25 protein-coding genes are annotated in these 25,748 nt (G+C 67.6%); 1 reads left to right on the top strand and 24 read right to left on the bottom strand.

Translation table 11 applies throughout. The features are described from left to right. Positions 1–18 precede the first annotated feature (18 nt). The 16 genes from ACN20X_RS06995 to ACN20X_RS06920 form a co-directional block, all read right to left on the bottom strand. Positions 19–1,014 carry a tripartite tricarboxylate transporter substrate binding protein gene (locus ACN20X_RS06995; protein ID WP_016454775.1) on the bottom strand — a complete coding sequence of 332 codons (996 nt, stop codon included), beginning with the start codon at positions 1,012–1,014 and terminating at the stop codon, positions 19–21. 155 nt (positions 1,015–1,169) lie between these two features. Further along, complete coding sequence (locus ACN20X_RS06990; RefSeq protein ID WP_473210395.1) at positions 1,170–2,099, bottom strand: 2-hydroxyacid dehydrogenase; 930 nt, start codon at positions 2,097–2,099, stop codon at positions 1,170–1,172. Positions 2,100–2,107: 8 nt separating this feature from the next. After that, the gene (locus tag ACN20X_RS06985; RefSeq protein WP_012203336.1) at positions 2,108–2,878 is read right to left on the bottom strand and encodes a class II aldolase/adducin family protein; all 771 of its coding nucleotides are present in this window, start codon (positions 2,876–2,878) and stop codon (positions 2,108–2,110) included. 59 nt (positions 2,879–2,937) lie between these two features. Further along, positions 2,938–4,482, bottom strand: a complete 1,545-nt coding sequence (locus tag ACN20X_RS06980) for a class I adenylate-forming enzyme family protein (protein WP_016454777.1) — start codon at positions 4,480–4,482, stop codon at positions 2,938–2,940. A gap of 86 nt (positions 4,483–4,568) precedes the next feature. Further along, entirely contained in the window at positions 4,569–5,555 is a 987-nt protein-coding gene (locus ACN20X_RS06975) for a tripartite tricarboxylate transporter substrate binding protein (RefSeq protein ID WP_016450812.1), read from the bottom strand. Between the two features lie 124 nt (positions 5,556–5,679). Continuing rightward, positions 5,680–6,612 (bottom strand): electron transfer flavoprotein subunit alpha/FixB family protein, encoded by a 933-nt coding sequence (locus tag ACN20X_RS06970; RefSeq protein ID WP_046239652.1) that lies wholly within the window; start codon positions 6,610–6,612, stop codon positions 5,680–5,682. A 14-nt stretch (positions 6,613–6,626) separates the two neighbouring features. Beyond that, entirely contained in the window at positions 6,627–7,376 is a 750-nt protein-coding gene (locus ACN20X_RS06965) for an electron transfer flavoprotein subunit beta/FixA family protein (protein ID WP_198129290.1), read from the bottom strand. A 122-nt stretch (positions 7,377–7,498) separates the two neighbouring features. Further along, on the bottom strand, positions 7,499–8,473 hold the full coding sequence (locus ACN20X_RS06960) for an NAD(P)H-dependent flavin oxidoreductase (RefSeq protein ID WP_012203331.1): 975 nt from the start codon (positions 8,471–8,473) through the stop codon (positions 7,499–7,501). 7 nt (positions 8,474–8,480) lie between these two features. Next, complete coding sequence (locus tag ACN20X_RS06955) at positions 8,481–9,494, bottom strand: Bug family tripartite tricarboxylate transporter substrate binding protein (protein WP_016450304.1); 1,014 nt, start codon at positions 9,492–9,494, stop codon at positions 8,481–8,483. A gap of 65 nt (positions 9,495–9,559) precedes the next feature. Continuing rightward, a complete protein-coding gene (locus ACN20X_RS06950; protein WP_016450303.1) occupies positions 9,560–10,579 on the bottom strand; it encodes a Bug family tripartite tricarboxylate transporter substrate binding protein in 1,020 nt (339 codons plus the stop codon). Between the two features lie 118 nt (positions 10,580–10,697). Continuing rightward, positions 10,698–11,954, bottom strand: coding sequence for a CaiB/BaiF CoA transferase family protein (locus ACN20X_RS06945; RefSeq protein WP_043789948.1), 1,257 nt, complete (start codon positions 11,952–11,954; stop codon positions 10,698–10,700). Between the two features lie 42 nt (positions 11,955–11,996). Then, entirely contained in the window at positions 11,997–12,797 is an 801-nt protein-coding gene (locus tag ACN20X_RS06940) for an oxepin-CoA hydrolase, alternative type (RefSeq protein ID WP_013804147.1), read from the bottom strand. Between the two features lie 16 nt (positions 12,798–12,813). Further along, the gene (locus ACN20X_RS06935; RefSeq protein WP_473210394.1) at positions 12,814–13,950 is read right to left on the bottom strand and encodes an acyl-CoA dehydrogenase family protein; all 1,137 of its coding nucleotides are present in this window, start codon (positions 13,948–13,950) and stop codon (positions 12,814–12,816) included. Positions 13,951–13,970: 20 nt separating this feature from the next. Next, entirely contained in the window at positions 13,971–15,167 is a 1,197-nt protein-coding gene (locus tag ACN20X_RS06930; protein WP_071954387.1) for an acyl-CoA dehydrogenase family protein, read from the bottom strand. 10 nt (positions 15,168–15,177) lie between these two features. Continuing rightward, positions 15,178–16,374, bottom strand: a complete 1,197-nt coding sequence (locus ACN20X_RS06925) for an acetyl-CoA C-acyltransferase (RefSeq protein WP_012203324.1) — start codon at positions 16,372–16,374, stop codon at positions 15,178–15,180. A 172-nt stretch (positions 16,375–16,546) separates the two neighbouring features. Then, positions 16,547–18,664, bottom strand: a complete 2,118-nt coding sequence (locus tag ACN20X_RS06920; RefSeq protein ID WP_133073955.1) for a 3-hydroxyacyl-CoA dehydrogenase NAD-binding domain-containing protein — start codon at positions 18,662–18,664, stop codon at positions 16,547–16,549. A gap of 278 nt (positions 18,665–18,942) precedes the next feature. On the opposite strand from ACN20X_RS06920, the gene ACN20X_RS06915 reads away from it, so the two are divergent. Continuing rightward, entirely contained in the window at positions 18,943–19,854 is a 912-nt protein-coding gene (locus tag ACN20X_RS06915) for a LysR family transcriptional regulator (RefSeq protein ID WP_017405809.1), read from the top strand. Between the two features lies 1 nt (position 19,855). Here the strand turns inward: ACN20X_RS06915 and ACN20X_RS06910 are convergent, their stop codons facing one another. The 8 genes from ACN20X_RS06910 to ACN20X_RS06875 all read right to left on the bottom strand — a co-directional run bounded on the left by ACN20X_RS06910 (position 19,856) and on the right by ACN20X_RS06875 (position 25,691). Continuing rightward, the gene (locus tag ACN20X_RS06910) at positions 19,856–20,215 is read right to left on the bottom strand and encodes a YXWGXW repeat-containing protein (protein ID WP_026062496.1); all 360 of its coding nucleotides are present in this window, start codon (positions 20,213–20,215) and stop codon (positions 19,856–19,858) included. A gap of 128 nt (positions 20,216–20,343) precedes the next feature. Beyond that, positions 20,344–20,769 carry a PIN domain-containing protein gene (locus tag ACN20X_RS06905; protein ID WP_473210393.1) on the bottom strand — a complete coding sequence of 142 codons (426 nt, stop codon included), beginning with the start codon at positions 20,767–20,769 and terminating at the stop codon, positions 20,344–20,346. Beyond that, a complete protein-coding gene (locus ACN20X_RS06900) occupies positions 20,769–21,026 on the bottom strand; it encodes a type II toxin-antitoxin system Phd/YefM family antitoxin (protein WP_016450294.1) in 258 nt (85 codons plus the stop codon). The genes ACN20X_RS06905 and ACN20X_RS06900 overlap by 1 nt, the downstream gene beginning before the upstream one ends. Before the next feature lie 153 nt (positions 21,027–21,179). Next, entirely contained in the window at positions 21,180–22,058 is an 879-nt protein-coding gene (gene htpX, locus ACN20X_RS06895; RefSeq protein WP_013804154.1) for a protease HtpX, read from the bottom strand. Positions 22,059–22,140: 82 nt separating this feature from the next. Continuing rightward, entirely contained in the window at positions 22,141–22,968 is an 828-nt protein-coding gene (locus ACN20X_RS06890; RefSeq protein WP_473210392.1) for a DUF3025 domain-containing protein, read from the bottom strand. Then, positions 22,965–23,873: an NYN domain-containing protein gene (locus tag ACN20X_RS06885; RefSeq protein WP_016451781.1), complete on the bottom strand. Its 909-nt coding sequence runs from the start codon at positions 23,871–23,873 to the stop codon at positions 22,965–22,967. Before ACN20X_RS06885 ends, ACN20X_RS06890 begins: the two co-directional genes overlap by 4 nt. A 33-nt stretch (positions 23,874–23,906) precedes the next feature. Further along, positions 23,907–24,947 carry a dihydroorotase gene (pyrC, locus tag ACN20X_RS06880; RefSeq protein ID WP_016450291.1) on the bottom strand — a complete coding sequence of 347 codons (1,041 nt, stop codon included), beginning with the start codon at positions 24,945–24,947 and terminating at the stop codon, positions 23,907–23,909. Positions 24,948–24,953: 6 nt separating this feature from the next. Next, positions 24,954–25,691 carry a Crp/Fnr family transcriptional regulator gene (locus tag ACN20X_RS06875; protein ID WP_016451782.1) on the bottom strand — a complete coding sequence of 246 codons (738 nt, stop codon included), beginning with the start codon at positions 25,689–25,691 and terminating at the stop codon, positions 24,954–24,956. Between the last annotated feature and the right edge of the window lie 57 nt (positions 25,692–25,748).

Below are 25,748 nucleotides of genomic sequence, written 5' to 3'. Positions count from 1 at the left end.
CCCGAGAACAAGAAAGACTCAGTCCACCGTCACCTTCGCCTCCCGAATCACCCTCCCCCACTTCTCCGTCTCGGCAGCAATGAACCGATCGCACTCCTCAGGCGTGGACCCCTCCGCAAACGTCCCCATCACCTGCTCCAGCCGCTGCGACACCTCGGCACTGCGGATGATGCGCGACACCTCGGCGGACATGCGCTGCACGATCTCGCGCGGCACGCCGGCCGGCGCGATCATGGCCGCCCAGGTGCTGCCCAGCAGGCCGTCGTAGCCCTGCTCCACGAAGGTGGGCACGTCGGGCAGCGCGGCCAGGCGCTTGTCGCTGGCCACGCCGATGAGGCGGATGCGGCCGGCCTTGGCGGGCTGGATGAGGTTGGGCGGCGGGTCCAGGAACAGAGGGATCTGGCCGCCCATGAGGTCGGCCAGCGCAGGCGCGGCGCCCTTGTAGGGCACGTGGACCATGTCCGTCCTGGTGAGCAGCTTCATCAGCTCGGTGGTCAGGTGGGCGCTGGAGCCGCTGCCCGAGGAGCCGAAGCCCACCTTGCCCGGATTGGCCTTGGCATAGGCGATCAGCTCGGGCGTGGTCTTGAAGGGCGCGTTCATGGCCACGGCCCCGACCAGGGGCGAGACGCCCATGAGCGAGACGCCGACCAGGTCCTTCTTCGGGTTGTAGGGCAGCTTGGGATAGAGCGTGGTGTTGGCCGCATAGGCCGCGATGACCACGCCGAAGGTGTGCCCGTCCGGCGCGGCCTTGGCGATCTGGTCCACGCCGATGATGCTGTTGGCGCCGGGCTTGTTCTCCACGATGACAGGCTGGCCCAGGGCCTTTTGCAGGCCGACCTGCAGCAGGCGCGCCATCTGGTCGGTGAAGCCGCCTGCCGTGTACGGAACGATGATGCGGATGGGCTTGGAAGGCCAGGGGCTCTGGGCCCAGGCCGAGGGGGCCAGCACGGTGGTGGCTGCTGCAGCGGCGGCAGCGGTCGATTGCAAAAAGCCGCGGCGGGAAGTCGAAGGCATGGTGTCTCTGGATTCTTCTAAGTTGAAAAATGGCCCCCACGCTACCCTTGCTGCGCAAGGTCCGCTGCCCCCCAAGGGGGCCGCTTTTCATCTTGGGGCGGCCCGGCGATGAAAAAACGCCACGCAACAGCGCAGCGTCGGATGGAAAACAAGGCTCAATACCCCCGCGCCACATCCACAAGGTTGAGCAGCGGCTCGCCCGCGCGCAGGCGGCGCAGGTTCTCCAGGCACTGGCGGGCCACGGTGTCGGCCGAGGCCTGGGCCGCGATGTGCGGCGTGACAAAGGCCTTGGGATGGCCCCAGACCTTGTTGCCGGGCTGGGGCGGTTCGTCGCGCAGCACGTCCAGCGCGGCGCCGGCCAGGTGGCCTTCGTCGAGCAGGGCCAGCAGGTCGTCTTCCACCACCTGCTCGCCGCGCCCCACGTTGATGAAGTAGGCACCGCGCGGCAGCAGGGACAGGGTGCGGCGGTCCAGCAGGTCGCGCGTCTCGGGCGTGAGCGGCAGGGCGCAGACCAAGATGTCGCTGGTGGACAGCAGCTGCTTCAGACCTTCGGCACCGCTGTGCGTGGCCAGGCCTGCAATGCTCTTGGCACTGCGGCTCCAGCCTGCGACGGGGTAGCCGATGGCCTGCAGGGCGCCGGCCACGAAGCGGCCGACCTCGCCCAGGCCCAGGATGCCCACGCGGCAGTCTGCGCTGGCGCGTACGGGGCGGCGCAGCCAGTCGCCGGCCTGCTGCTGGCACGCGAACAGGTCCAGCTCGCGCGTGTGGCGCAGCGCGGTGCCGACCACGTACTGGGCGATCTCCACATGCTGCTGCGGATCGACGGTGCGCGCCACGGGCAGGCCGGCCGGCAGGTCGGGCACGGCCAGCAGCTTGTCCACGCCCGCGCTGGGCGCGCACAGCAGCTTCAGGCCCGGATAGGCCGGCAGCACGCCCGGCTTGAGGCTCCAGGCAAGCATGGCCTCGACCGCGTCGGCCGGCGCCTCCTCGCGGTGGCCCCAGACCTGCACGCCGGGCGCCAGCGCGCGCAGCGAGTCGACGATGGGCGCGCCCATGCTCGGATGGATGTTGACCAGAATTCCCATGGTTTCCTTCAGTCCTTGTAAGAAGGGTCTATGCGGTCCAGGCGGCGCAGCAGGCCGGGCCAGGCCAGGCCTGCGCCCTTGCCCTTGGTGACCTGGCGCGACTGGTTGACCGCGTCGGCAATGATGTCCTGCGGGATGCGCGTGAGCTCGCCGCCGCCCGACTGCGCCAGGATCTGGATGCGGCAGGCCGACTCCAGCGTGTACATGGCCAGCACGGCCTCGGCCACGTTGCGGCCGCAGGTCAGCAGGCCATGGTTGCGCAGGATGAGGAAGTTGCTGGCGCCCAGGTCATCGACCAGGCGCGGCTTCTCGTCGTCACGCAGGGCCACGCCTTCGTAGTCGTGGTAGGCCAGGCGCGCCAGCGGGAAGATGGACTGCTGCGAGATGGGCAGCAGCCCTTCCTTCTGCGCCGAGACGGCCACGCCATAGCGCGTGTGCGTATGCAGCACGCACTGCACCTCGGGACGGCCGTCGTGGATGGCGCTGTGGATGACGAAGCCGGCCGGGTTGACGTCGTACTCGGTCTCCATCAGCGGCCGGCCTTCATGATCGACCTTGACCAGGCTGGAGGCCGTGATCTCGTCGAACAGCATGCCGTAGGGGTTGATCAGGAACTGGTCGGGCTGGCCCGGCACGCGCGCCGAGATGTGGGTGAAGATCAGGTCGTCCCAGCCGAAGTGGGCGACCAGCCGGTAGGCGGCGGCCAGCTCGATGCGGGTCTGCCATTCCTCGGCCGTCACCTGGCGGCGGACCTCGGACATCGTGGTGTCGTTGCTCATGGGGTGTACCTCTTGGTGGACATCGTGGTGGACATCGTTTGGAGAAAGCATCCGCCGGTTCAGCGCCCCGTCGCGTACTGGTCGCGCAGCTCGCGCTTGAGCACCTTGCCGATGGCGCTGCGCGGCAGCTCGGCAATGAAGCGCAGGTCCGCCAGGCGCTGGGTCTTGCCGGCCCGCTGGTTGTACCAGCCCATGATGTCCTCGGGCAGGGCCGGCTGCCCCGCGCGCGACACCACGTACGCCACGGGCGTCTCGCCCCACTGCTCGGACGGCACGCCGACCACGGCCACGTCGTCCACGGCCGGGTGGGCGCGCAGTTGGGTCTCCAGGTCGCTGGGGTAGATGTTGAAGCCGCCGCTGATGATCATGTCCTTGCGGCGATCGAACAGGGTGAGGAATCCATCGGCATCGAAGCGGCCCACGTCGCCCGTGCGGATGAAGCGCTTGCCCGTGGGGTCGAACCATTCGGCTTCGCGCGTCTTGGCGGGCTGGCCGTGGTAGCCGGTCATCATGCTGGCAGAGTGGCCCACGACCTCGCCATCCTCGCCCGGGGCGACCTCGCGGCCGTCCTCGTCGATGAGGCGGATGTCATGGCCCTCGGCGGGCCTGCCCACGGTGTGCAGCTTGTCCGGGTGCAGATGGGCTTCGAGGATGCAGGTGCCGCCGCCTTCGGTCATGCCGTAGAACTCGGTCAGGCTGCCGGGCCAGCGCGCCACCACGTCGGCCTTGAGCTCGGCCCGGAACGGCGCGCTGGTGCAGAACTTGGCGCGGAAGCTGGACAGGTCATGCTCGCCGAACTGCGGCAGCGCCATGATGCGCTGGTACTGCACGGGCACCAGCATGGTGTGGGTGACGCGGTGCTGCTGGGCCAGCTGCAGGTAGCGGGCCGCGTCGAACTTGGGCATCAGTACCACGCAGCCGCCGCTGCCCAGCGTGGGGAAGAACACCACCAGCGTGGTGTTGGAGTACAGCGGCGTGGCCAGCAGCGTCGTGCCCTCGGGGCCATAGCCGTAGACGCTGCCCCGGTTGATGTGGGCCCAGCGCATGCCGTGCGACTGCACGATGCCCTTGGGGGTGCCCGTGGTGCCCGAGGAATAGATGATGTTGAACGGCGCGGCCGGCTCCACGCTCACGGGCGCGGGCTGCGCGCCTTCGGGCGCCAGCCAGTCGTCAAAGGCCCGGCCGGGCGCGGCGCCGTCCAGCGAGATGCATTGCAGGGCGCCGTCGGCAGGCACCAGGTCCTGGGCCGCCTTGTCGAGGAACAGGTGGCGCGCCTGGGCATCGCGCAGCATGGAGGCCAGGCTGTCGGCCGTGGAGGACGGCGCCAGCGGCGCAACCACCACGCCCGCGCGCAAGGCGCCCAGGAACAGGGCGGCATAGCGCACCGAGTTCAACGCGCAGATGGCAATCGCCTGGCCAGGCTGCACGCCGTCGCGCTGCAGCGCGGCGGCCACGCGGTCCATGAGGGCGTCAAGCTGCGCGTAGCTCAGCGTCTGCTGGTCGTCGCGCAGCGCGGCATGGGCAGGCTGCTGGCGCGCGTGGCTGCGGATCAGCTCGGCCAGCGCGGTGAAGGGCGCATCGGGCGAAGGCAGGGTAACAGTCATGAGGGGCTCCGTTCCAGGAATTCACGAATCTCAAGCGGACTGCGCCCGCCAGCCTCCTGGCCCTGCGGGCGCATTGGAGGACAGGCCTACTTGGCGGCCAGGCCCAGGCGGTCGATCAGGACCTTGTCCTTGGCATAGGCCTCGCGCACCCACTGCGCATAGTCGGCGCCGGAGCGGTACCAGGCGTCCTGGTTCAGCTGCTTGAGCACCTCGATGTGGCGCGGGTCATCCATGGCTTTCTTGAAGGCGTCGTGCAGCTTGCGCACCACGGCCGGGTCCATGCCCTTGGGGCCGGCCAGTCCGTAGGGCGAGGTGGAGACCACGCCATAGCCCAGCTCCTTGGCCGTGGGCACGTCGGGCCAGCGCTGGGTGCGCTTTTCGCCGAAGGTCATGAGCAGGCGCATCTGGCCGCCATCCACATAGGTGTCCCAGCCCGAGGCATCGCTTTGCGCGGCCACGTGCCCGCCCAGCAGGGCCTGCTGCAGGTCGGCATTGCCCTTGAAGGGCACGTGGTTGAGCGTGACCTTGGCGTTCTCGGCCAGCTCCTCCATCAGCAGGTGGGGCGAGGAGCCTATGCCGGTGGAGCCGTACTCGATCTTGCCGGGGCTCTTGCGCGCGGCGGCGATGTATTCGTTGAAGCTCTTGTAGGGCGAGTCCGAGCGCACCGTGAAGCCGAAGGTGTAGCCCGAGACGCCGATGATGTAGGTGAAGTCCGTGACCGGGTTCCAGGCCGTCTTCTGCATGTGCGCCATGCGCAGCATGGACATGGGGAACTGGGTGATGGTGTAGCCATCGGGCTTGGCCGTGCGGGACATGTTGCCCGGGCCCAGCGTGCCGCCCGCGCCGGGCTTGTTCTCCACGATGATGGCCTGACCCAGCTGCTTGCCCGCGATGTCGGCCAGGGTGCGCATGTGGCGGTCGGTGGAGCCGCCTGCGGGGAAGGGCACGATCAGCGTGATCGGGCGCGTGGGAAAGTCGCTGGCCTGGGCCCATGCCGGCGCGCTGGCGCCCGTGGTGGCCACAAAGACAACAGCCGCAAGCGCAAGGCTGCGGCGGCCAATGGAAATCTGCATGTCTGTCTCCTGCATCTCTGAACCAGGTGGGGCCGGGGCACATGCCTTGTGTGCCGCTCTGGCCAGGGCCCGGATACTTCACCGGGCCCGTTGGCACCGCCTCCCGGTGCGGCGCCTTGCATTCTTACAGCGACTGCACCAGCTCGGGCACGGCCTGGAACAGGTCGGCTTCCAGGCCGTAGTCGGCCACCGAGAAGATCGGTGCCTCGGGGTCCTTGTTGATCGCCACGATCACCTTGGAGTCCTTCATGCCGGCCAAGTGCTGGATGGCGCCGGAAATACCGGCCGCAATGTACAGCTGGGGCGCCACGATCTTGCCGGTCTGGCCGACCTGCAGGTCATTGGGCGCATAGCCTGCGTCCACCGCTGCGCGGCTGGCGCCGATGGCGGCGCCCAGCTTGTCGGCCAGCGGGGTCATGACCTCGTTGAATTTCTCGCTGCTGCCCAGCGCGCGGCCGCCGGAGACGATGATCTTGGCGGCCGTCAGCTCGGGGCGGTCGCTCTTGGTCACTTCACGGCCCACGAAGCTGCTCTTGCCGCTGTCGCCAGCGGCCGCCAGCTGCTCCACCTGGGCGCTGCCGCCCGTGGTGGCCGCTGCGTCAAAGCCCGTGCCGCGCACGGTGATGACCTTGATCTTGTCGCTGCTTTGCACCGTGGCAATGGCGTTGCCCGCGTAGATGGGGCGCTCGAACGTGTCGGCGCTGTCCACCTTGGTGATGTCGCTGATCTGGGCCACGTCCAGCTTGGCGGCCACGCGCGGCGCGGCGTTCTTGCCGCTGGCGGTGGCGGGGAACAGGATGTGGCTGTAGTTCGAAGCAATTGCCAGCACTTGCGCTGCAATGTTCTCTGCCAGGCCGTCCTTCAGGCTGGCGCCGTCGGCGTGGATGACCTTGGACACGCCAGCGATCTGGGCCGCAGCCTGCGCAGCGGCGCCGGCATTCTCGCCCGCCACCAGCACATGCACGTCGCCGCCGCAGGCCAGGGCCGCAGTGACGGTGTTGAGCGTGGCGCTCTTGATGGAAGCGTTGTCGTGTTCTGCAATAACGAGGGATGTCATGTCTGCGAATTCCTTTAGATGACCTTGGCTTCGTTCCTGAGCTTGCTGACCAGGGTCGCCACATCGGGCACCTTCACGCCAGCGCCGCGCTTGGCGGGCTCGGCCACCTTGAGCGTCTTCAGGCGCGGGGCGACATCGACGCCCAGCTCTTCAGGCTTGACGGTGTCCAGCTGCTTTTTCTTGGCCTTCATGATGTTGGGCAGCGTGACGTAGCGCGGCTCGTTCAGGCGCAGGTCGGTGGTGATGACGGCCGGCAGGCTCAGGGCCAGGGTTTCCAGGCCGCCGTCCACTTCACGCGTGACATTCACCTTGTCGCCAGCGACTTCGACCTTGGAGGCGAAGGTGGCTTGCGGCAGGTCGGCCAGGGCCGCCAGCATCTGGCCGGTCTGGTTGGCATCGTCGTCGATGGCCTGCTTGCCCAGGATGATCAAGCCGGGCTGCTCCTTGTCCACCAGGGCCTTGAGCAGCTTGGCGACGGCCAGGGGCTGCAGCTCCTCGGTGGTCTCCACCAGGATGCCGCGGTCGGCACCGATGGCCATGGCCGTGCGCAGGGTTTCCTGGCACTGGGCCACGCCGCAGGAGACGGCGATGACTTCGGTGGCCACGCCCTTTTCCTTGAGGCGAACGGCTTCTTCGACGGCGATTTCGTCAAAGGGGTTCATGCTCATCTTGACGTTGGCGATGTCCACGCCCGTGCCGTCCGACTTCACGCGGACCTTCACGTTGTAGTCCACGACACGTTTGACGGGTACAAGGATTTTCATGAGAAAGCTCTTTCCTGGTTTTTGAAGTACGACCTACGCAAGAAGGAACAAGGCAAGCGGCTTGCCATGGGGCGCAGCACGTTGTCGCATCCTGTTTGCGTAAGTCCTGTGAAGATGGGCGGTCAGCGGGCCAGGCCGGCCAACCGCTCGTTGATCAGTGCATGGGCCTGGTCCATGATGCCGGAGATCAGCTGCTGGACCGTGGGCACGTCGTTGATCAGGCCGGCCACCATGCCACAGGACCAGACGCCTGCGTCCATGTCGCCGTCATGCATGATGCGCGGATAGACGCCGGCCACCTCGGGCGCGATGTCGGCGAAGGTGATGGCCGCGCCCAGCTCGCGCTCCTTTTGCAGCAGGCGCTCGGTGGCCGGGTTGGTCAGCACGCGCTCGGTGTTGCGCAGCGGGCGCATGACCAGGCGCGTGTCCAGCTCGCTGGCCGCGACGATGGCCTGCTTGACGTTGTCGTGCACGGGCGCTTCCTGGGTGGCGATGAAGCGCGTGCCCATGTTGATGCCCTCGGCGCCCAGCGCCAGCGCAGCCACCAGCGAGCGGCCGTCGGCCATGCCGCCCGAGGCGACGAAGGGAATCTTCAGTTCTTCGGCCGCGCGCGGCAGCAGGATGAAATTGGGGATGTCGTCCTCGCCCGGATGGCCGCCGCATTCGAAGCCGTCCACGCTGATGGCGTCGCAGCCGATGGCCTCGGCCTTGAGCGCATGGCGCACCGAGGTGCACTTGTGGATGACCTTGATGCCGGCTTCCTTGAGCGCGGGCAGCCATTTCTGCGGGTTGTTGCCCGCCGTCTCCACGACCTTGACGCCGCCTTCGATGATGGCCTTGACGTAGCCCGGGTAGTCGGGCGGGTTGACCGAGGGCAGGAAGGTCAGGTTGACGCCGAAGGGCTTGTCCGTCATCTCGCGGCAGCGCGCGATCTCGCGCGCCAGCAGCTCGGGCGTGCGCTGGGTCAGGCCCGTGATCAGCCCCAGGCCGCCCGCGTTGGAGACGGCGGCGGCCAGCTCGGCCAGGCCCACATGGTGCATGCCCCCCTGGATGATGGGATGCTCGATGCCAAAGAGTTCGGTGATGCGTGTCTTCATGTCGTTGTCACTCCACTGCAATGCCCTTGTCGCGGATCAGCTGGCCCCAGCGCGTGTAGTCCTGCTGGATGCGCTGGCCCAGCTGGGCGGGGTTCTGGTAGGCGGCGATGGCGCCTGCGTTGAGCAGCTTTTCCTGGATGTCCTTGTCGGCCAGGATCTGCTGCACTTCGCTGGCGATGCGGTCGACCACGGCCTTGGGGCTACCCTTGGGCGCCAGCAGGCCGCCCCAGGAGACGGCGTCGTAGCCCTTGATGCCCTGCTCGGCAATGGTCTTGGTGTCGGGCAGCATGGCCACGCGCTGGGGCGATCCCACGGCGATGGCGCGCAGCTTGCCGGCCTGGATGTGGGGCAGCGCGGCCACGAGGTCGGCATACATGATGGGCACCTGGCCGCCGATGGTGTCGGTGATGGCGGGCACGCCGCCCTTGTAGGGCACGTGCTGCATGTCGAAGCCGGCCATCTGCTTGAGCAGCTCCATGCTCAGGTGGCCGAAGCTGCCGGCGCCCGAGCTGGTGTAGTTGAGCGCGACCTTCTGCGCCTTGGCGTGGGCGATCAGGCTCTTGAGGTCGGTGACGTCGGGCAGCAGCGTGGGGTTGACCACGATGACGATGGGCAGGTCATAGACCGTGGCCACGGGCGTGAAGTCCTTGACGGTGTCGTAGCCGGCCTTCTTGTACAGGTGCGGCGCCAGCAGCGTAGGCGTGGCCAGCATCATCAGCGTGTAGCCGTCGGCCGGGCTCTTGGCGACCTGCACGGCCGCGATGGAGCCGGAGGCGCCGGGGCGGTTTTCCACCACCACGGTCTGCTTGAGACGCTCGCCCAGCTTCTGGCCCACGATGCGCGATGCCGTGTCGGTGGGGCCGCCCGCCGGGAAGGGCACGACCAGCCGCAGCATCTTGCTGGGCCAGCCGGTCTCGGCCAGGGCGCCGCCGGCCAGGCCGGCCAGCAGCGGGGCTGCGGCCAGGGCCAGAACGCTGCGCCGCGTGGGGCGTGCCGGGGATGCGGGATTGCGCGTGTACATGAAGTCTCCTCTCAAAGCTGTCTCAGCAGTCGTCGGTGGCGGCCCGCTGCCGCGGGCCGGAAAAATCAATCAAGCTTCGCGCCGGCTTCTTCCACCAGCGCCTTCCAGATCGGCATGTCGCGCTGGTAGTTCTCGCGGAAGGCCTGCGGGCTGTTCATCAGCGGCATGAAGCCTGCGCCCACGGTGCGCTCCAGCACCTTGGGGTCCTTGGCGATTTCGCGCAGGTGGCCGTAGAGCTGGTCCACGATCTCCTTGGGCACGCCGGCCGGCGCGCCCATGGCCACCCAGCCGTAGATGGCGTAGGCGTCGTCGGTGACGCCCTGTTCATGGATGGTGGGCAGCTTGGGCAGGATTTCCATGCGCTCCTTGCCGGTGACGCCGATGGCCTTGAGCTTGCCCGAGTCGATGAAGGGCTTGGTGTTGAGCGCGCTGGAAAAGCACATCTGCAGCTGGCCGCCGATCAGCTCCTGGATCATGGGCGCCTCGCCCTTGTAGGCGGCGTGGGTCATGTCGGCGTCCATGGTCTTGCTCATGTAGGCACCGGCCAGGTGGGCATACGAGCCCACGCCCCAGGAGCCGTACGAGAGCTTGCCCTTGTTGGCCTTCACGTAGGCCAGCAGTTCCTTCATGTTGTTGGCCGGCACCGAGGGATGGACCACCAGGGTGACGGGCGCCGCCGCGATCTGGGTGACCAGGGCGATGTCCTTTTGCGGGTTGTAGGGCAGCTTGGTGTAGAGGAACTGGTTGATCAGCATGGAGGTGCTGAGCGAGACCAGCAGGGTGTGGCCGTCGGCGGGCGCCTTGACCACGGCGTCCGTGCCCAGGATGCCGGCCGCGCCCGCGCGGTTGTCGATGACCACGGGCTGGCCCACGCGCCTGGCCAGGGCCTCGCCGATGGTGCGCGCAATGATGTCGGTGGCGCCGCCCGCGTTGAAGGGCACGACCACGCGGATGGGCTTGGTGGGCCACGCGGCCGGCTTGCCGGCCTGTGCGAGGGCGCTGGTGGCGCCCGTGGCCAGCAGGCTGGTGCCGCCGATGGCGGCCAGCCCTTGAAGAATGTCGCGGCGTGTGACTTGGTTGCTCATGGCTTTGTCTCCTGGGTGTTGCTGTCTATGGGTGCCGTCTTGGTGCGGCATGCAAACCTGGCGGGTCGGGAGCCGGGCATCAATGGCCCCCGTGGAATAAGTCGCGTGGTCGGTCCTCTTATCCCTGTTGCGCGGGGGTCTCGGGCAGGGTCAGCACGCCCTTGGACTGCAGCTGCTGCAGCTGCTCGTCGCTCATGCTCAGCAGCCGGTGCAGCACCTCGCGCGTGCCCTCGCCCAGCGTGGGCGGTGCATGGCGTATGGGCAGGCGCTGGCCGTCCAGGCGGTAGGGCGGCGCGAACACGGGCGTGGTGCCGACCACGGGGTGGGGCATGTCACGCAGCAGGCCGCCACGGCGCGTGCGCTCGCTGGTCAGGGCCTCGTGCAGGCCGGCCACGCGGCCGCAGGGGATGCCGGCGGCCGTCAGGCGCTCCAGCAGCAGATCGCGCGGGAAGGAGCGGATCAGTTCCTTGAGCATGGGGCCCAGCTCCAGGCGGTTCTTGGCGCGGTTGACGTTGGTGGAGAAACGCTCGTCCTCGACGATGTCGGGGCGCATCACCACCTGGCGGCAGAACTTGTCGAACTGGGCGTTGTTGCCCACGGCGATGATCAGCGGGCCGTCGGCCGCCTCATACATGCCGTAGGGAACGATGGAGGGGTGGGCATTGCCGTAGCGCTCGGGGTCATGGCCCAGCTGCATGGCATCCAGGCCGTAGTAGCCGGTGATCATGATGCCGCTGTCGTACAGCGCCATCTCGATGAGGCGGCCCTTGCCCGTGCGCTCGCGGCGGAACAGCGCGGCCAGGATGGCCTGGGCCGCGTACATGCCGGTCATGAGATCGACCACGGCCACGCCGAACTTGAGCGGCGGCGTGCCGGCCTCGCCGTTGAGCGCCATGAGGCCGGCCTCGCCCTGGATGACCAGGTCGTAGCCGGGGCGCTTGGCCTCGGGGCCGCTGCTGTCATAGCCGGCCACGGCGCAGTAGATGATGCCGGGCTTGATGGCCTTGAGCTGTTCGTAGCCCAGGCCCAGCTTCTCGGCACCGCCGGTCTTGAAGTTGTGGATGACCACGTCGAACTGGGGCAGCAGGTCGTGGACGATCTTCACGCCCTCGGGGGTCTGCAGGTCCAGCGTGATGGACCGCTTGTTGCGGTTCATGCTGTTGTAGTAGGTGGTCTCGGTCTTGCCGATGCGCAGGCCCCAGTCGCGCGTGTCGTCGCCGCGGCCCGGGTGCTCGACCTTGACCACTTCGGCGCCGAAGTCGGCCAGCACCATGCCGCACAGCGGCCCCGCGAACACGCGCGAGAGGTCGAGCACGCGCACGCCCTCCAGCGGGAAGTCGATGTCCTGGTTCTGATCGTTGTGGCTGTCGGCCATGTGCGTTGTCTCCTTGGAAAGTCTTTTAGGTCTTGAGCGGTTTCAGCCGCGCAGCTTGGTGAAGTCGGCAGCGCGCTTTTCGAGGAAGGCGCCAATGCCTTCGCGCGATTCCTCGCTCTCCTGCGAGCGCACCATGTACTGCGCCTCCAGCTCCAGCTGCTCTTCCAGCGTGTTGCGCGGCGCCTGGCGGCACAGGTCCTTGATCAGGGCCATGGCCTGGTCGGGGCCGGTGGCCACCTGGGCGGCCAGCGCCACGGCGTCGGCCTGGGCCTGGCCCGGTTCGGACAGGCGGTTGACGGGGCCCAGGGCATGCAGGCGCTCGCCGCTGATGCGCTCGCCGGTCAGGCACAGCTCGGTCAGCACCTGGCGCGAGACGAACTCGGCCAGGAAAGCGGTGGCGCCGCCATCGGGCGTGAGGCCGACCTTGACGTAGGCGACCGAGAACACGGCGTTCTTCGCCGCCACCAGCATGTCGCAGGCCAGGGCCAGCGACAGGCCCGCGCCGGCCGCCGCGCCTTCGACGGCGGCGATCACGGGCTTGGGAAAGTCGCGCACGCTGCGGATCAGGTCATGCAGGCCTTCGAGCTTGGCGCGTCGCTCCTGCACCGGCAGCTCGCGGCGCTTGGCCAGCTGGCGCAGGTCGCCGCCCGCGCAGAAGTGGCCGCCCTCGCCCGTGAGCACCACGGCGCCCACGGTGGGGTCGGTCGCCGCGCTCTTGAGCGCCGCCGAGACGGCCGCGTAGAACTCGGGCGACAGCGCATTGCGCGCGGCCACGTTGTTGTTGGACAGCACCAGCACGGCGCCTTCGCGGCGGGTCAGCAGGACTTGGTTCGCTTCGGTCATGGCGGCTTTCCTTGGCTCAGTGTTGCGAGCCGAGTGCGATGTAACGCGACAGATGGTGGTCCTCGTCGCCGAACTGGTGGTCGATCATGACCAGGCGCTTGGCGTAGTGGGCCAGGGGCAGCTCCCAGGTCATGCCGATACCGCCATGCATCTGGATGCTTTCCTCGGCCACCAGGGTGCCGATGCGGCCGATGCTGTACTTGGCGGCCGACAGGGCCTTCTCGCGCGCCACGCGGTCTTCGTCCGCAATGGCGGCGGCCGCGTTGATCACGGCCGAGCGCGCCTGCTCCACTTCCAGCAGCAGGTCGGCCATGCGGTGCTGCAGGGCCTGGAAGCTGCCGATGGGCACGCCGAACTGCTTGCGCGTGCGCAGGTACTCCAGCGTCTGGTCCTTGGCCACGTCCATGGCGCCCACGGCCTCGGCGGTCAGTGCCAGCACGGCGTAGCCGCTGATACGTTCCAGCAGGGACAGGCCCCGGCCTTCTTCGCCCAGCAGGGCGTCTGCGCCGATCTGCACCTTGTCCAGCACCAGCTCGGCCGCGCGGCCGCCTTCGATGCGGTTGTAGCCGCGCTTTTGGATGCCTGCGGCATTGCCGGGGACCAGGAACAGGCTGATGCCGGCCTCGTCGTACTGGCTGCCCGAGGTGCGGGCCGAGACCAGCAGCATGTCGGCCTTCTCGCCGAAGGCGACCACGCCCTTGGCGCCGTTCAGCACCCAGCCGTCGCCGCTGCGCACGGCCGTGGTGGCGACGTTGTTGAGCTCGTAGTGGCTGCCGGGCTCGTCATGGGCCAGGGCCGCAATGGACGTGCCGCCGATGATGGCTGCCAGCTGTTCCTTTTGCGCATCGCTGCCGGCCGCGATCAGGGCCTGGCCCACGACCAGGGCGCCCAGCAGCGGCTCGGCCACCAGGCCGCGGCCCAGGCATTCGAAGACCACGCTGATGTCGAAGCCCTGGCCGCCGAAGCCGCCAGCGTCTTCCGGGAACAGCGCGCCGATGGCGCCGATGTCCGCGAACTGCCCGTACAGCAGCGGGCTGTGGCCTTCCTCACCATAGGCGACGTGGTTGCGCGCCTCGATGGCGTACTGCTCGGAGACGAAGCGGTTGAGGCTGTCCGCCAGCATGCGGCGGTCTTCGGTGTGTTCGAAGTTCATGTTCCGTTTTCCTTGCCGGATCAGAGGCCGAGGATCATCTTGGAGATGATGTTCTTCTGGATTTCGTTGGAGCCGCCGAAGATCGACAGCTTGCGGTAGTTGAAGTACGCGGCGGCGGCCGTGGCGGCAGCCGCGTCGCCGATGGCGGGCTGGTCGTAGCCGGCCTGCAGGGCCTCTTCGATGAAGGGCGCGGCGTAGGGTCCCATGGCGCGGCGCACCAGGGACAGGATTTCCTGGCGGATCTCGGTGCCGCGGATCTTGAGCATGGAGCTTTCGGCGCCCGGCACGCCGCCGCCGGCCACGGCGGCGATCACGCGCAGGTTGGTGGTCTTCATATTCTCCAGGTCGATCTCGACCTTGGCCAGGCGGGCCGCGAACAGCGGGTCCTGCGTCAGCGGCTTGCCGTTGCGCAGCATGCGGCCGGCGACGGCCTTGAGCTTTTCCAGGCCGGCCACCGAGAAGCCCACGCCCGCGATGTTGGTGCGCTCGTAGGTCAGCAGGTACTTGGCGTAGGTCCAGCCCTTGTTCTCCTCGCCGACCAGGTTCTCCACGGGCACCTTGACGTCGGTGAAGAAGACTTCGTTGACCTCGTGCTCGCCGTCCAGCGTGATGATGGGGCGCACTTCCACGCCGGGCGAGTTCATGTCCACCAGCAGGAAGCTGATGCCCTGCTGCGCCTTGGCCTCGCGGTTGGTGCGCACCAGGCAGAAGATCATGTTGGCGTGCTGGCCCAGCGTGGTCCAGGTCTTCTGGCCGTTGACGATGTAGTGATCTCCATCGCGCACGGCCGACGTCTTGACCGAGGCCAGGTCCGAGCCCGAACCCGGCTCCGAATAGCCCTGGCACCACCAGTCGGCGCCATTGAGGATGCGCGGCAGCCAGTGGGCCTTCTGCGCCTCGTTGCCGTACTTGATCAGGACGGGGCCCAGCATGCTCAGCCCGAAGGGCACGATGCGCGGCGTGCCTGCCAGCGCGCATTCATGCTCGAAGATGAATTTCTGCACCGCGCTCCAGCCCGGGCCGCCGTGCTGCTCGGGCCAGTGGTTGGCCAGCCAGCCGCGCTCGTTGAGGATGGCGTGCCAGCGCTCCATGTCCTGCTTGCTCAGCTGCAGGCCGTTCTTGACCTTGTGCGACAGGTCCTCGGGCAGCTTGTCCTTGAGGAAGCCGCGAACCTCGTCGCGGAAGGCCAGTTCTTCAGTCGTAAATTGCAAATCCATTGCTGTGTCCTCAATAAATTTCGAACAGGCCTGCGGCGCCCATGCCACCTGCGATGCACATGGTGACCACGCCCCACTTGACTGACGCGTCCCGGGCCTTGCGGCGCCGGCCTTCCAGCAGGATGTGGCCCGCCAGGCGCGCACCCGTCATGCCGAAGGGGTGGCCGATGGAGATGGCGCCGCCGTTGACGTTCAGGCGCTCGTTGGGAATGCCCAGCTTGCGCTGGCAGTACAGGGCCTGTGAGGCGAAGGCCTCGTTGAGTTCCCACAGGTCGATGTCCTCGACCTTGAGGCCGTGGCGCGCCAGCAGCTTGGGGACCGCGAAGACGGGGCCGATGCCCATTTCGTCAGGCTCGCAGCCGGCCACGGCAAAGCCGCGGAAGGCGCCCAGCGGGGACAGGCCCAGGCGCTCGGCCTGCCTGGCTTCCATCAGCACGCAGGCCGACGATCCATCGGACAGCTGCGAGGCATTGCCGGCCGTGATGAACTGGTCCGGGCCCTTGACGGGTTCCAGCTTGGCCAGGCCTTCCAACGTGGTGGAGGCGCGGTTGCAGTTGTCCTTGGTGGCGACCACGTCGCGGTAGGTGATCTCGCCCGTGTCCTTGTTCTTCTCGGCCATGCGCGTGGCGCAGGCAATGATTTCGTCCTTGAACAGGTCGGCGGCCTGGGCAGCGGCCGTGCGCTGCTGGCTTTGCAGCGAGAAGGCGTCCTGGTCCTCGCGGCTGATGCCGTAGCGGCGCGCCACGATGTCGGCCGTGTCGATCATGGCCATGTACAGCGCGGGCTTGTGCTCGACCAGCCAGGGGTCCATGTCGGTGGGCAGGTTGTTGCCGGGGCGGATGCCCGAGATGGTCTCGATGCCGCCGGCCAGCATGGCGTCCACGCCCTCGGCCACGATGCGGCCCGCCGCGATGGCGATGGACTGCAGGCCCGAGGCGCAAAAGCGCGTGATGGTCGTGCCCGCGATGGACAGGGGCAGCTCGGCGCGCAGCACGGTCTGGCGGCCCAGGTTGCGGCCCTGGAAGCCGTCGGGGTTGCCGCAGCCCAGGATCAGGTCCTCGATCATGGCCGGGTCGATGCCCGAGCGCTCGACCGCGGCCTTGACCGAGAAGGCCGCCAGCTGGGCGGCGGGCGTGACGTTGAACTCGCCGCGGTGCGACTTGGTCAGGGGCGTGCGGGCAGTGGAAACGATGACGGCTTCGCGCATGGTCGGTCCTTGCTTGTCTCTTGGGAATTTCTATTACTTGTTGCCGGCGCGGCTCAGTCGGGGACACCGAGGAAGGGCCTACGCCGGCCGCGCCACCCCACACCGAGGGTGTCGTCCCCCTCCCGCGTAGCGAGAGAGGGGGAAGCCGCGCAGCGGCTCAGGGGGTGATCAGTTACGCTGCCTTGTTCAGGCTTTCGAAATCGCGGCCTTCTGCCACGAGCTTTTCGAGCAGGGGAGCGGGCTTCCAGAACAGCGCGTCTTCCTTGGCGAATTCGCGGATGTCGGCCAGCACCTTGTCCAGACCTTGCATGTCGGCCCACTTCATGGGGCCGCCACGAAAGCGCGGAAAGCCGTAGCCGGACAGGAAGGTCACGTCCACGTCCAGCGGGCGCAGGGCAATGCCCTCTTCCACCACCTTGGCGCCTTCGTTGACCATGGCGGCCATGTAGCGGCGCATGATTTCCTCAGGGGTGAATTGGCGCGGCGTCACGCCCTTCTTGGCGCGCTCGGCATCGACGATGGCCAGCACTTCGGGGTCGGGCTGGCCGACGCGCGCGCCCTGCGGGTAGAGGTAGAAGCCACGGCCCGTCTTCTGGCCGAACCAGCCGCGCTCGCAGACGCGGTCGGCCACTTCGACGTAGCGGGCCTTGGGATCGCGCGTGGCAGCGCGCCGCTTGCGCGTGGCCCAGCCGATGTCGCCGCCGGCCAGGTCGGTGACCTGGAACGGGCCCATCGGGTAGCCGAAGCCGCGCACGGCCTCGTCGATCTCGTAGGGGCTGGCGCCGTCTTCCATGATGTAGTCGGCAGCCTGCTTGTAGACGGCCAGGATGCGGTTGCCGATGAAGCCGTCGCAGACGCCGGCGCGCACGGGCACCTTCTTCATGCGCTTGGCCAGCTCGAAGGCCGTGGTCACCACGTCGGGCGCCACCTTGGCGGGCACCACGATCTCCAGCAGCTTCATGATGTTGGCGGGGCTGAAGAAGTGCAGGCCGATCACGTCCTGCGGGCGCGAGGTGGCGGCGGCAATGGCGTCGATGTCCAGGTAGGAGGTGTTGGTGGCCAGCACGGCGCCGGGCTTGCAGACGCGGTCCAGTTCCTTGAACACGGCCTTCTTGACCTCGAGGTCCTCGAACACGGCCTCGATCACCAGGTCCACATCCTTGATGTCGTCATAGGAGGTGCTGGGTGTGTAGCGCGCCATGACGGCGGCCTTGGCCTCCTCGGTCATGCGGCCCTTGGCGATCAGGCCGTTGTAGACCTTCTCCACATTGGCCTGGCCGCGCGCGATGGACTCGGCGTCGCGCTCGATCATGGTCACGGTGAGGCCCGCGTCCAGCGCGGACACCGTGATGCCGGCGCCCATGGTGCCGCCGCCGATGACGGCGATCTTGGCAAAGTGGCGCGGCGCGGCAGCCTTGGCCTCGGGAATCTTGGCGGTTTCGCGCTCGGCGAAGAAGGCGTGGATCAGGCCGGCGCGCTGCGGGCTGTTCAGGCACTCCACGAACAGGGCGCGCTCCTTGGCGATGCCTTCGTCGAAGGGCAGCTCCACGGCGGCGCGCACGCATTCCACGATCTTCAGCGGCGAGAACAGGCCGCGGCTCTTCTTGGCGGTGTCGGCGGCCAGTGCGTCGAGTTCGGCCAGGGCAGCAGCCTTGTCGGCGATTTCAATGTCACGCGTGCGGCGCGGCGCGGTATTGGTTGCCAGCAGTTCGTTGGCGTAGGCCAGGCCTGCGGCCGTGGCATCCGTGCCGTCCACCAGCTTGTCCACCAGGCCGGCGGCGAGCGCGGCCTTGGCCGACAGGTGCTTGCCGCTGAGCATGAGGTCGGCGGCCGCCTTCACGCCCATCAGGCGCGGTGCGCGCTGCGTGCCGCCAGCGCCGGGCAGCAGGCCCAGGTTGACTTCGGGCAGGCCGAGCTTGGCAGCCGGCAAAGCCAGGCGATAGTGGGCCGACATGGCCACTTCCAGGCCGCCGCCCAAGGCCGGGCCATGGATGGCGGCGACCACGATCTTGTCGGAGGCTTCGAGACGATTGAGCACCTCGGGCAGCGAGGGCGGCATGGCGGGCTTGCCGAATTCGCGGATGTCTGCTCCGGCGATGAAGGCCTTGCCCTCACCCACGATGAGCACGGCCTTGACGGCGGCATCCGATTCGGCCTGCTCCACGGCAGCCAGCAGGCCGGCGCGCACGGCCTGGCCCAGGGCATTCACGGGGGGGTTGTTGATGCTGACCACCAGCACGGCACCATCAAGGCGGGTCTGGACCACGGAAGCCTGGGCTTGTTCGCTCATCTGCATGTCTCCGAACTTGGGTTTTCCACTCAAAACATCCATTCTTGCCACGACAATGGTTCTTTACAATCCCATGAATGATTGACAGACTGTAAAAACGTATTTGACAACCCCCTGAGCGGCTTACGCCGCTTCCCCCTCTCTACCCGCTTCGCGGGGGAGGGGGACGACACCCTCGGTGCGGGACGGCCCTTCCTCGGTGTCCCTCGCTTTGGGTTGCGCCAGTTTTATGCCCTCTGCTCTTGCGCTCGATCTCGCTGTTTTGCTTGGTGAACTGAATGGATCTGAACTCGCTGACCCTGCTGGTGGAAATCATCGATAGCGGCAATCTGAGCCAGGCGGCGCGCAAGCTGAAGATGACGCGGGCCAATGTGAGCTATCACCTGACGCAGCTCGAAAAATCGGTGGGGGTGCAGCTGGTGCGGCGCACCACGCGGCGCGTGGAGCCTACCGAGGTGGGGATGCGGATGTACGAGCATGGCCGCGCGATCCAGAACGAGATGATGTCGGCGCGCGAGACGATCACGTCGCTGGGCCAGGGGATGGCAGGGCGCGTGGGGCTGAGCGTGCCCAGCGGCTATGGGCAGATCGTGATGAGCGACTGGCTGATCGAGTTCAAGCGGCTGTATCCGGCCATCGTGCTGGATGTGCTGTTCGAGAACCGGGCCGACCATTTGCGCGACGAGGTGGACATCGCCATCCGCGTGATCCAGGAGCCGCCGCTGTCGGTGATTGCGCGCAGCCTGGGCAATGTGCACTACGTGGCCTGCGCCTCACGCGAGTATGCGCAGCAGCACGGCCTGCCCAGCACGCTGTACGAGCTGCGCAACAGCCCGCTGATCACGGCCGGCGTGATGGGCCGCCAGCTGCGCCTGTCGGCCTACCAGGGAACGGACCGCCAGGAGGTGCTGCTGGCGCCGACCATGATCTCCGAGCACTTCCCCTTCCTGCGCCAGGGCATTCTGGCGGGCCTGGGCGTGGGCCTGGTGCCCGACTACGTGGTGCAGGACAAGGTGGCCAGCGGCGAGGTGGTACTGACCCTGCAGGAGTACCGCCTGAGCATCTTCGGCACCCACATGTACCTGCTGTACCTGCCCGACCGCCACCAGACGCGGGCCGTGCGCACCTGCATCGACTTCCTGCTGGCCAAGGCCGGCCAGGGTGGCAGCGCCGACGCCGCCGCCACCTGACTCAGCGGCGATACCAGCCGCCGGGACGCTGGTACCAGCCGCGCGGCCCATGGTCCCAGCGGTGCGGGCGCCAGGCATAGCCGGGATGCGGCGGCGCCGCCCAATAACCAGGACGCCAGGCATAACGGCCGCCACCCCAGCCCCAGGAGCCGCCGATCCAGACATGAACCGGCGAGGGAGCGACCGGAATGACCTCGGTCTGCACCGGCGGCGGCGCCATGGGCGCATAGACCACCTCGCCCGAAGGACCTACGGGATAGGCAGGCGCCACCACGCAGCCGGTCAACGCCACCGCAGCGGCAGCCAGGACCAGGGCCGGAACCAGGCGACGGCCCGGCGTTTGAATGAATACAGGCTTCACGATGCACTCCTGGCCGCGCTTAGTACGGCCATGCAGATACAACGAAAAAGCCCCTGCCGGTTGTTGACAGGGGCTTGTGAAGCCTGGGTAAAGATCAAGTCTGGCTGTACGTGGGGTTGAGACGGGCCCTACATCCAAGGGTTCAAGACGCGCACTCCATGAACTTGGAACGGCTCGAAGTCCTTGATGTTGCGGGTGACCACGCACAAGCCATGCACCTTCGCCGTGGCCGCGATCAGGCTGTCGGCCAGCGGCTGCGGCGCAGGCACGTGGTAGGCCGCGTTTTCCATGGCCACCATCGCATCCACTGGCAGTACACGCCCCTGAAAGGCCGTGAACACGCGCTCCACCAGCCAGCGGCGCAGCACCTGCCCGGCAATCGGGTCTTGCCGGGCTTTCAACTGCACGCCTTTCTCCAGCTCCATCAGCGTGATCGCGCTGATGAAAAGGGACTCGGCCGCGACCGATTGCGCCCAGGCCACAACGCCATCGTTCGCGCGGCCCGACGATGCCTTGCGCAGTTCGGAAACGACGTTGGAGTCCACCAGATACATCAGGACAGGTCCACGGCGCGCGGCAAATCCTTCGCGCGCTCAATGTCGAAATCGATATCGGCGGCCTCGGGCATGGCCAGCAATTGAAGAATGTTCCGGGTCTGCCCCGACAGTTCACGGAATTTCTCAATGCTCATCAGCACGTGGGCAGGTTGCCCCCGGTCCAGGATGTAGACCACGTCATCACCACTGGCCGCTTTCTTGGCAGCGGAAACATGCTGGTTGAATTCACGGCTGCTGAAGGTCGAAATCTGCATGACGCACCTCCGTCAAAGAAAATGCTTGTACGTTACTACATTCGCAAAAATGGAGTACCGGACAAGCATTTCTGATGGGGCTTCGGGAAGCGGAGCCCAGTCAATGACCGGGCCCCACTGGACAGGCTCCAGCGTGTCGAACCTGATCCTGAATCAGAGGTTCTGCGCGTTTTGCAGCGCGGCAATGCGCTCTTCGATCGGCGGGTGGGTCGAGAACAGCTTGCCGATGCCACCGGCAATGCCCATGGCGGCCACGCTCTTGGGCAGCTCGCCGGGGTGCATGCCGCCCAGGCGGGCCAGGGCGTTCATCATGGGCTGCTTGCGGCCCATGAGCTGGGCGGCACCCGCGTCGGCGCGGAATTCGCGCTGGCGCGAGAACCAGGCCACGATGATGGCGGCCAGGAAGCCCAGCACGATGTCCAGCACGATGGTGGTCACGTAGTAGCCGATGCCGGGGCCCGAGCTGCTTTCGTCGTTCTTGCGCAGGAAGCTGTCCACGGCATAGCCGATGACGCGCGACAGGAAGACCACGAAGGTGTTCATCACGCCCTGGATCAGGGTCATGGTCACCATGTCGCCATTGGCGATGTGGGCGACCTCGTGGCCGATCACGGCCTCCACCTCTTCGCGCGTCATGCCTTCCAGCAGGCCCGTGGACACGGCCACCAGGGCCGAGTTCTTGAAGGCGCCGGTGGCGAAGGCATTGGGCTCGCCCTCGTAGATGCCGACTTCGGGCATGCCGATGCCAGCACGGTCGGCGAAGCCGCGCACGGTGTTGACGATCCAGGCCTCATCGGCGTTGCGCGGCTCGTTGATCACGTGCACGCCCGAGCTCCACTTGGCCAGCGGCTTGGAGATCAGCAGCGAGATGATGGCGCCGCCAAAGCCCATGATGAAGGCGAAGCCCAGCAGGGCCCCGAGGTTCAGGCCATTGGAGGTCAGGAAGCGGTTGACGCCCAGCAGGCTGGCGACGATGCCCAGCACCACCACGACGGCGACGTTGGTCAATAGAAAAAGTGCGATGCGTTTCATCAGTGGGTTCTCCACAAAGTGGGGAAAGGGGGAAGGATCTGGGCCCTGCAGCGTTGAAAAGTGAGGGCCGCACCGGCTGTTTTCAAGCCGGGTCCTGCGCCGTTGTCATTCCTTGTTGTGATGCTTGTACGGAACGGGGCGCCCGGAACACGAGAGAGTCATCATAGAAGGAAAAGTTCTCGTTTTCGCGCCACCAGCCGGGCACGCCCAGCACCGGCAAGGGCGCAAAAGGCTTGGCCGCCAGCGTGTCCGGCTCCAGCCAGGCGCTGGCGGCCAGCCAGGCGCTGGCGGCCAGCCAGGCGTCGATATCCGCTGCGCCAGAAGCCGGCGTGACGCCTGCACCATCCGTGTGCACGCACAGCACATGGGCCGTGATGGGCTTGCGCGGCTGCACCAGCTTTTCCAGCAGCGCATGGCCTATGGGCAGCAGCCTGGCCTGGCGCCATAGTGCGCGCTGCTCCACGAAGAGCTGGTGCCAGCGCCGGTGGCGCAGCGCCTCGCACAGCGCGGCCGGCGCCAGCAGCAGGGCGCCGTTCTCGTCCAGCACGGTGACGGCATCGCGCAGCGGCCCGCGCTGCGCGCCCACGCCCGCCTGGGCAATGGCGCCGGCCTGCAGGGCATTGCAGCGCTGCTTGAGCGCGGGCCAGCGCAGCCAGATCAGGCCGTTGAAGAAGTCATGCAGGTTGTCGCGCGTGGGAATGCAGCGCGTCTCGAAGATGAATTGCTCGTAGGCCATGCCTTCGGGCAGGTCGTGCTGGGGCACAAAGCGCCAGGGCAGCGCCTGTGCGTCGGCCAGTGACTGCAGGGCCTTCCAGACCGGCCGGCCCTGCGCCACCCGCTGGCAGGCCGCCCTGCCCTGCGTTTGCAGCCCCTGCAGCCAGGGCGCATTCCAGTCGATGGGAAACGTCAATTGCCGGACGGCCTGGACTGCGCCTTGGCCAGGCGCTTGTCACGCACGGCCACGCGCGAGGTGCCCTCGTCGCGCATCTCGAAGGCCTGCGTGGCCGCCAGCAGCTTGGTGAGCGTGGCATAGCCGTAGTTGCGCGCATCGAACGAGGCCTTGTTGCCGATCTGCGCGCCCACGGCGCCCACATGGGCCCAGCCGCTTTCGTCCTGCGTGGCGTTGACGGCGCTGCGCAGCATGTTCAGCAGGCGCGTGTCCTGGCGCAGCTCCTGCGAAGGAACGCGCAGGCAGGGGCGCTGCGGCTCGGGAGCAGACAAGGAGGCAGGTGCCTGCTCGGCCTGGGCCGGCGCGCGTTCCTTGCCGGCACCGTTGGGCGGCTGGGGCGCGGCGGCGGCCGATGCAGCCACGGGCGGCACCGCCGCCTGGCCTGCCTCATGCGCGGCGTCCTGGCCATTGCCGTTGGCTGGCGCCGCCTCGCCCAGCGCTTCCAGGTACAGGAAGCGCGAGCAGGCATTGACGAAGGGCTGGGGTGTCTGCGCCATGCCGAAGCCGTAGACGGCCGCGCCCTTGGAGCGCAGGTGCATCACCAGCGGGGTGAAGTCGGCGTCGGAGGAGACGATGCCGAAGGCGTCGGGCCGCTCGGTGTAGAGCAGCTCCATGGCGTCCACGGTCATCGCCATGTCGGTGGCGTTCTTGTGCTTGGAGTAGTCGAACTGCTGCATGGGCCGCAGTGCGAAATCGAGCAGCTTGCGCTGCCAGCCGCTGAGCGAATGCTTGGTCCAGTTGCCGTAGGCGCGGCGGATGTCGATGACGCCGAAGGTCGACAGCTCGGTCAGGATCTCGTCGATCATCTCGGCCGGCGCGTTGTCGGCGTCGATCAGCAGGGCGATGCGCGGTTGCGGCTCAGGCATGGCAATCCTCTGGCGGGTGGCAGTCCCGCCAGCTTAAACCAGCTTCCAGGGCAGGGCTTCGCCGGAGCGCAGCGGCTTCAGTTGCGCCTCGCCGAAGGCGAAGCTGTCCGGCGGCGTCCAGCTTTCGCGCACCAGGGTGATCTTGCCGGTGTTGCGCGGCAGGCTGTAGAAGTCCGGGCCGTTGAAGCTGGCGAAGGCTTCGAGCTTGTCCAGCGCGCCGGCATTGTCGAAGGCCTCGGCATACATCTCGATGGCGGCGTGGGCGCTGTAGCAGCCCGCGCAGCCCGTGGCGTGTTCCTTGAGATGGGCCGCGTGCGGCGCGCTGTCCGTGCCCAGGAAGAATTTGGGCAGGCCGCTGGTGGCCGCCTCGACCAGGGCCAGGCGGTGCGTCTCGCGCTTGAGCACGGGCAGGCAGTAGTAGTGGGGACGGATGCCGCCCGTGAAGATGGCATTGCGGTTGAACAGCAGATGCTGGGGCGTGATGGTGGCGCCCACGAAGCGGTCGGCCTCGGTCACGTACTGGGCGGCTTCGCGCGTGGTGATGTGTTCGAAGACGATCTTGAGTTCGGGGAAGTCGCGGCGCAGCGGGATCAGGTGCTGGTCGATGAAGGCGGCCTCGCGGTCGAACAGGTCGATGTCGCTGCTGGTGACTTCGCCGTGCACCAGCAGCAGCAGGCCTTCGCGCTGCATGGCTTCCAAAGTGGGGTAGATCTTGCGCAGGTCGGTGACGCCGTGGTCGCTGTTGGTGGTGGCGCCAGCCGGGTAGAGCTTGCAGGCCACGACGCCGGCCGCCTTGGCGCGCACGATTTCCTCGGGCGGCAGGTTGTCGGTGAGGTACAGCGTCATCAACGGCTCGAAGGCCATGCCTTCGGGCACGGCCGAGAGAATGCGCTGCTTGTACTCCAGCGCCTGCTCGGCGGTGGTCACCGGCGGCTTGAGGTTGGGCATGATGATGGCGCGCGCAAACTGCGCGGCCGTATGCGGCACCACGCTGCGCATGGCTTCGCCATCGCGCACGTGCAGGTGCCAGTCATCGGGACGGGTGATCGTGAGGGTGTCGGTGGAGGCGGTCATGGTGCGCTATTGTCCCATTGCCGGGCCGGCTGCGGCCGCGCGCCCCAGGCCGGCAAGATCGACCAGCGTCAGCCGCCCATAGGCGGCCTGCAGCAGGCCGCGCTGCTCCAGCAGGCGCAGCTCCTTGTTGATGGTCTGGCGCGAGACCGACAGCATGGCGGCCAGGTCGCTCTGCGAGATGCGCAGCACCACGCCCTGCCCGTCGGGCGCGGGCTGGCCATGCGTGGGGGCCAGCCGCGCCAGCAGCTCGGCCACGCGGTTGTCGATGTTGCTGAAGGCGTGGCGCTGCTGGACGACGATCAGCTCGTGCATGCGTGCCAGCACCAGCAGGCAGATGTCCTTCCACAGCAGCGGATGGGCATCGAGCAGGGCCAGGAAGGACTCGCCGGGGATCTCCACCAGCACGGTGGGCTGGTGCGCGTGGTAGTCGTAGACGAATTGCGTGTGCTCCAGCAGCCGCGCCAGGCCCACGATGTCGCCCGCGCTGTGCATGGACAGCACGAAGCGCGAGCCCGTGGCGTCCACGCCGCCCACTTCCACGCAGCCCGAAGCCACCACCAGCACCTCGCGCCGCTTGGGGTCGGCGGCGCGCACCTGCTGGTGGCGCTCGTAGCGGCCCAGGCGAGACAGCGCCGTCAGCTCATCGAGCACCTCGGGCGGCCAGTTGCGCAGCATGCGGCACAGGCCCAGGGCGCGGCGGATCAGCGCCGAAGGGTCGGCCACGGGAGCAGGCTTGGAGCGCATGGTTCTCTCACGATGTCGAAGGCCCCGGGTTAGTCCGGTGCCCATGTACCGCCATTT

This window comes from Delftia sp. PX-1 (assembly GCF_055797465.1).
This window is presented reverse-complemented; position numbering and strand designations above follow the sequence as displayed.

Excerpts from the sequence above, each read along its gene's own strand:
- ACN20X_RS06995 (WP_016454775.1), bottom strand. The coding sequence starts at position 1,014 with ATGCCTTCGACTTCCCGCCGCGGCTTTTTGCAATCGACCGCTGCCGCC.
- ACN20X_RS06990 (WP_473210395.1), bottom strand. The coding sequence starts at position 2,099 with ATGGGAATTCTGGTCAACATCCATCCGAGCATGGGCGCGCCCATCGTC.
- ACN20X_RS06985 (WP_012203336.1), bottom strand. The coding sequence starts at position 2,878 with ATGAGCAACGACACCACGATGTCCGAGGTCCGCCGCCAGGTGACGGCC.
- ACN20X_RS06980 (WP_016454777.1), bottom strand. The coding sequence starts at position 4,482 with ATGACTGTTACCCTGCCTTCGCCCGATGCGCCCTTCACCGCGCTGGCC.
- ACN20X_RS06975 (WP_016450812.1), bottom strand. The coding sequence starts at position 5,555 with ATGCAGATTTCCATTGGCCGCCGCAGCCTTGCGCTTGCGGCTGTTGTC.
- ACN20X_RS06970 (WP_046239652.1), bottom strand. The coding sequence starts at position 6,612 with ATGACATCCCTCGTTATTGCAGAACACGACAACGCTTCCATCAAGAGC.
- ACN20X_RS06965 (WP_198129290.1), bottom strand. The coding sequence starts at position 7,376 with ATGAAAATCCTTGTACCCGTCAAACGTGTCGTGGACTACAACGTGAAG.
- ACN20X_RS06960 (WP_012203331.1), bottom strand. The coding sequence starts at position 8,473 with ATGAAGACACGCATCACCGAACTCTTTGGCATCGAGCATCCCATCATC.
- ACN20X_RS06955 (WP_016450304.1), bottom strand. The coding sequence starts at position 9,494 with ATGTACACGCGCAATCCCGCATCCCCGGCACGCCCCACGCGGCGCAGC.
- ACN20X_RS06950 (WP_016450303.1), bottom strand. The coding sequence starts at position 10,579 with ATGAGCAACCAAGTCACACGCCGCGACATTCTTCAAGGGCTGGCCGCC.
- ACN20X_RS06945 (WP_043789948.1), bottom strand. The coding sequence starts at position 11,954 with ATGGCCGACAGCCACAACGATCAGAACCAGGACATCGACTTCCCGCTG.
- ACN20X_RS06940 (WP_013804147.1), bottom strand. The coding sequence starts at position 12,797 with ATGACCGAAGCGAACCAAGTCCTGCTGACCCGCCGCGAAGGCGCCGTG.
- ACN20X_RS06935 (WP_473210394.1), bottom strand. The coding sequence starts at position 13,950 with ATGAACTTCGAACACACCGAAGACCGCCGCATGCTGGCGGACAGCCTC.
- ACN20X_RS06930 (WP_071954387.1), bottom strand. The coding sequence starts at position 15,167 with ATGGATTTGCAATTTACGACTGAAGAACTGGCCTTCCGCGACGAGGTT.
- ACN20X_RS06925 (WP_012203324.1), bottom strand. The coding sequence starts at position 16,374 with ATGCGCGAAGCCGTCATCGTTTCCACTGCCCGCACGCCCCTGACCAAG.
- ACN20X_RS06920 (WP_133073955.1), bottom strand. The coding sequence starts at position 18,664 with ATGAGCGAACAAGCCCAGGCTTCCGTGGTCCAGACCCGCCTTGATGGT.
- ACN20X_RS06915 (WP_017405809.1), top strand. The coding sequence starts at position 18,943 with ATGGATCTGAACTCGCTGACCCTGCTGGTGGAAATCATCGATAGCGGC.
- ACN20X_RS06905 (WP_473210393.1), bottom strand. The coding sequence starts at position 20,769 with ATGTATCTGGTGGACTCCAACGTCGTTTCCGAACTGCGCAAGGCATCG.
- ACN20X_RS06900 (WP_016450294.1), bottom strand. The coding sequence starts at position 21,026 with ATGCAGATTTCGACCTTCAGCAGCCGTGAATTCAACCAGCATGTTTCC.
- htpX (WP_013804154.1), bottom strand. The coding sequence starts at position 22,058 with ATGAAACGCATCGCACTTTTTCTATTGACCAACGTCGCCGTCGTGGTG.
- ACN20X_RS06885 (WP_016451781.1), bottom strand. The coding sequence starts at position 23,873 with ATGCCTGAGCCGCAACCGCGCATCGCCCTGCTGATCGACGCCGACAAC.
- pyrC (WP_016450291.1), bottom strand. The coding sequence starts at position 24,947 with ATGACCGCCTCCACCGACACCCTCACGATCACCCGTCCCGATGACTGG.
- ACN20X_RS06875 (WP_016451782.1), bottom strand. The coding sequence starts at position 25,691 with ATGCGCTCCAAGCCTGCTCCCGTGGCCGACCCTTCGGCGCTGATCCGC.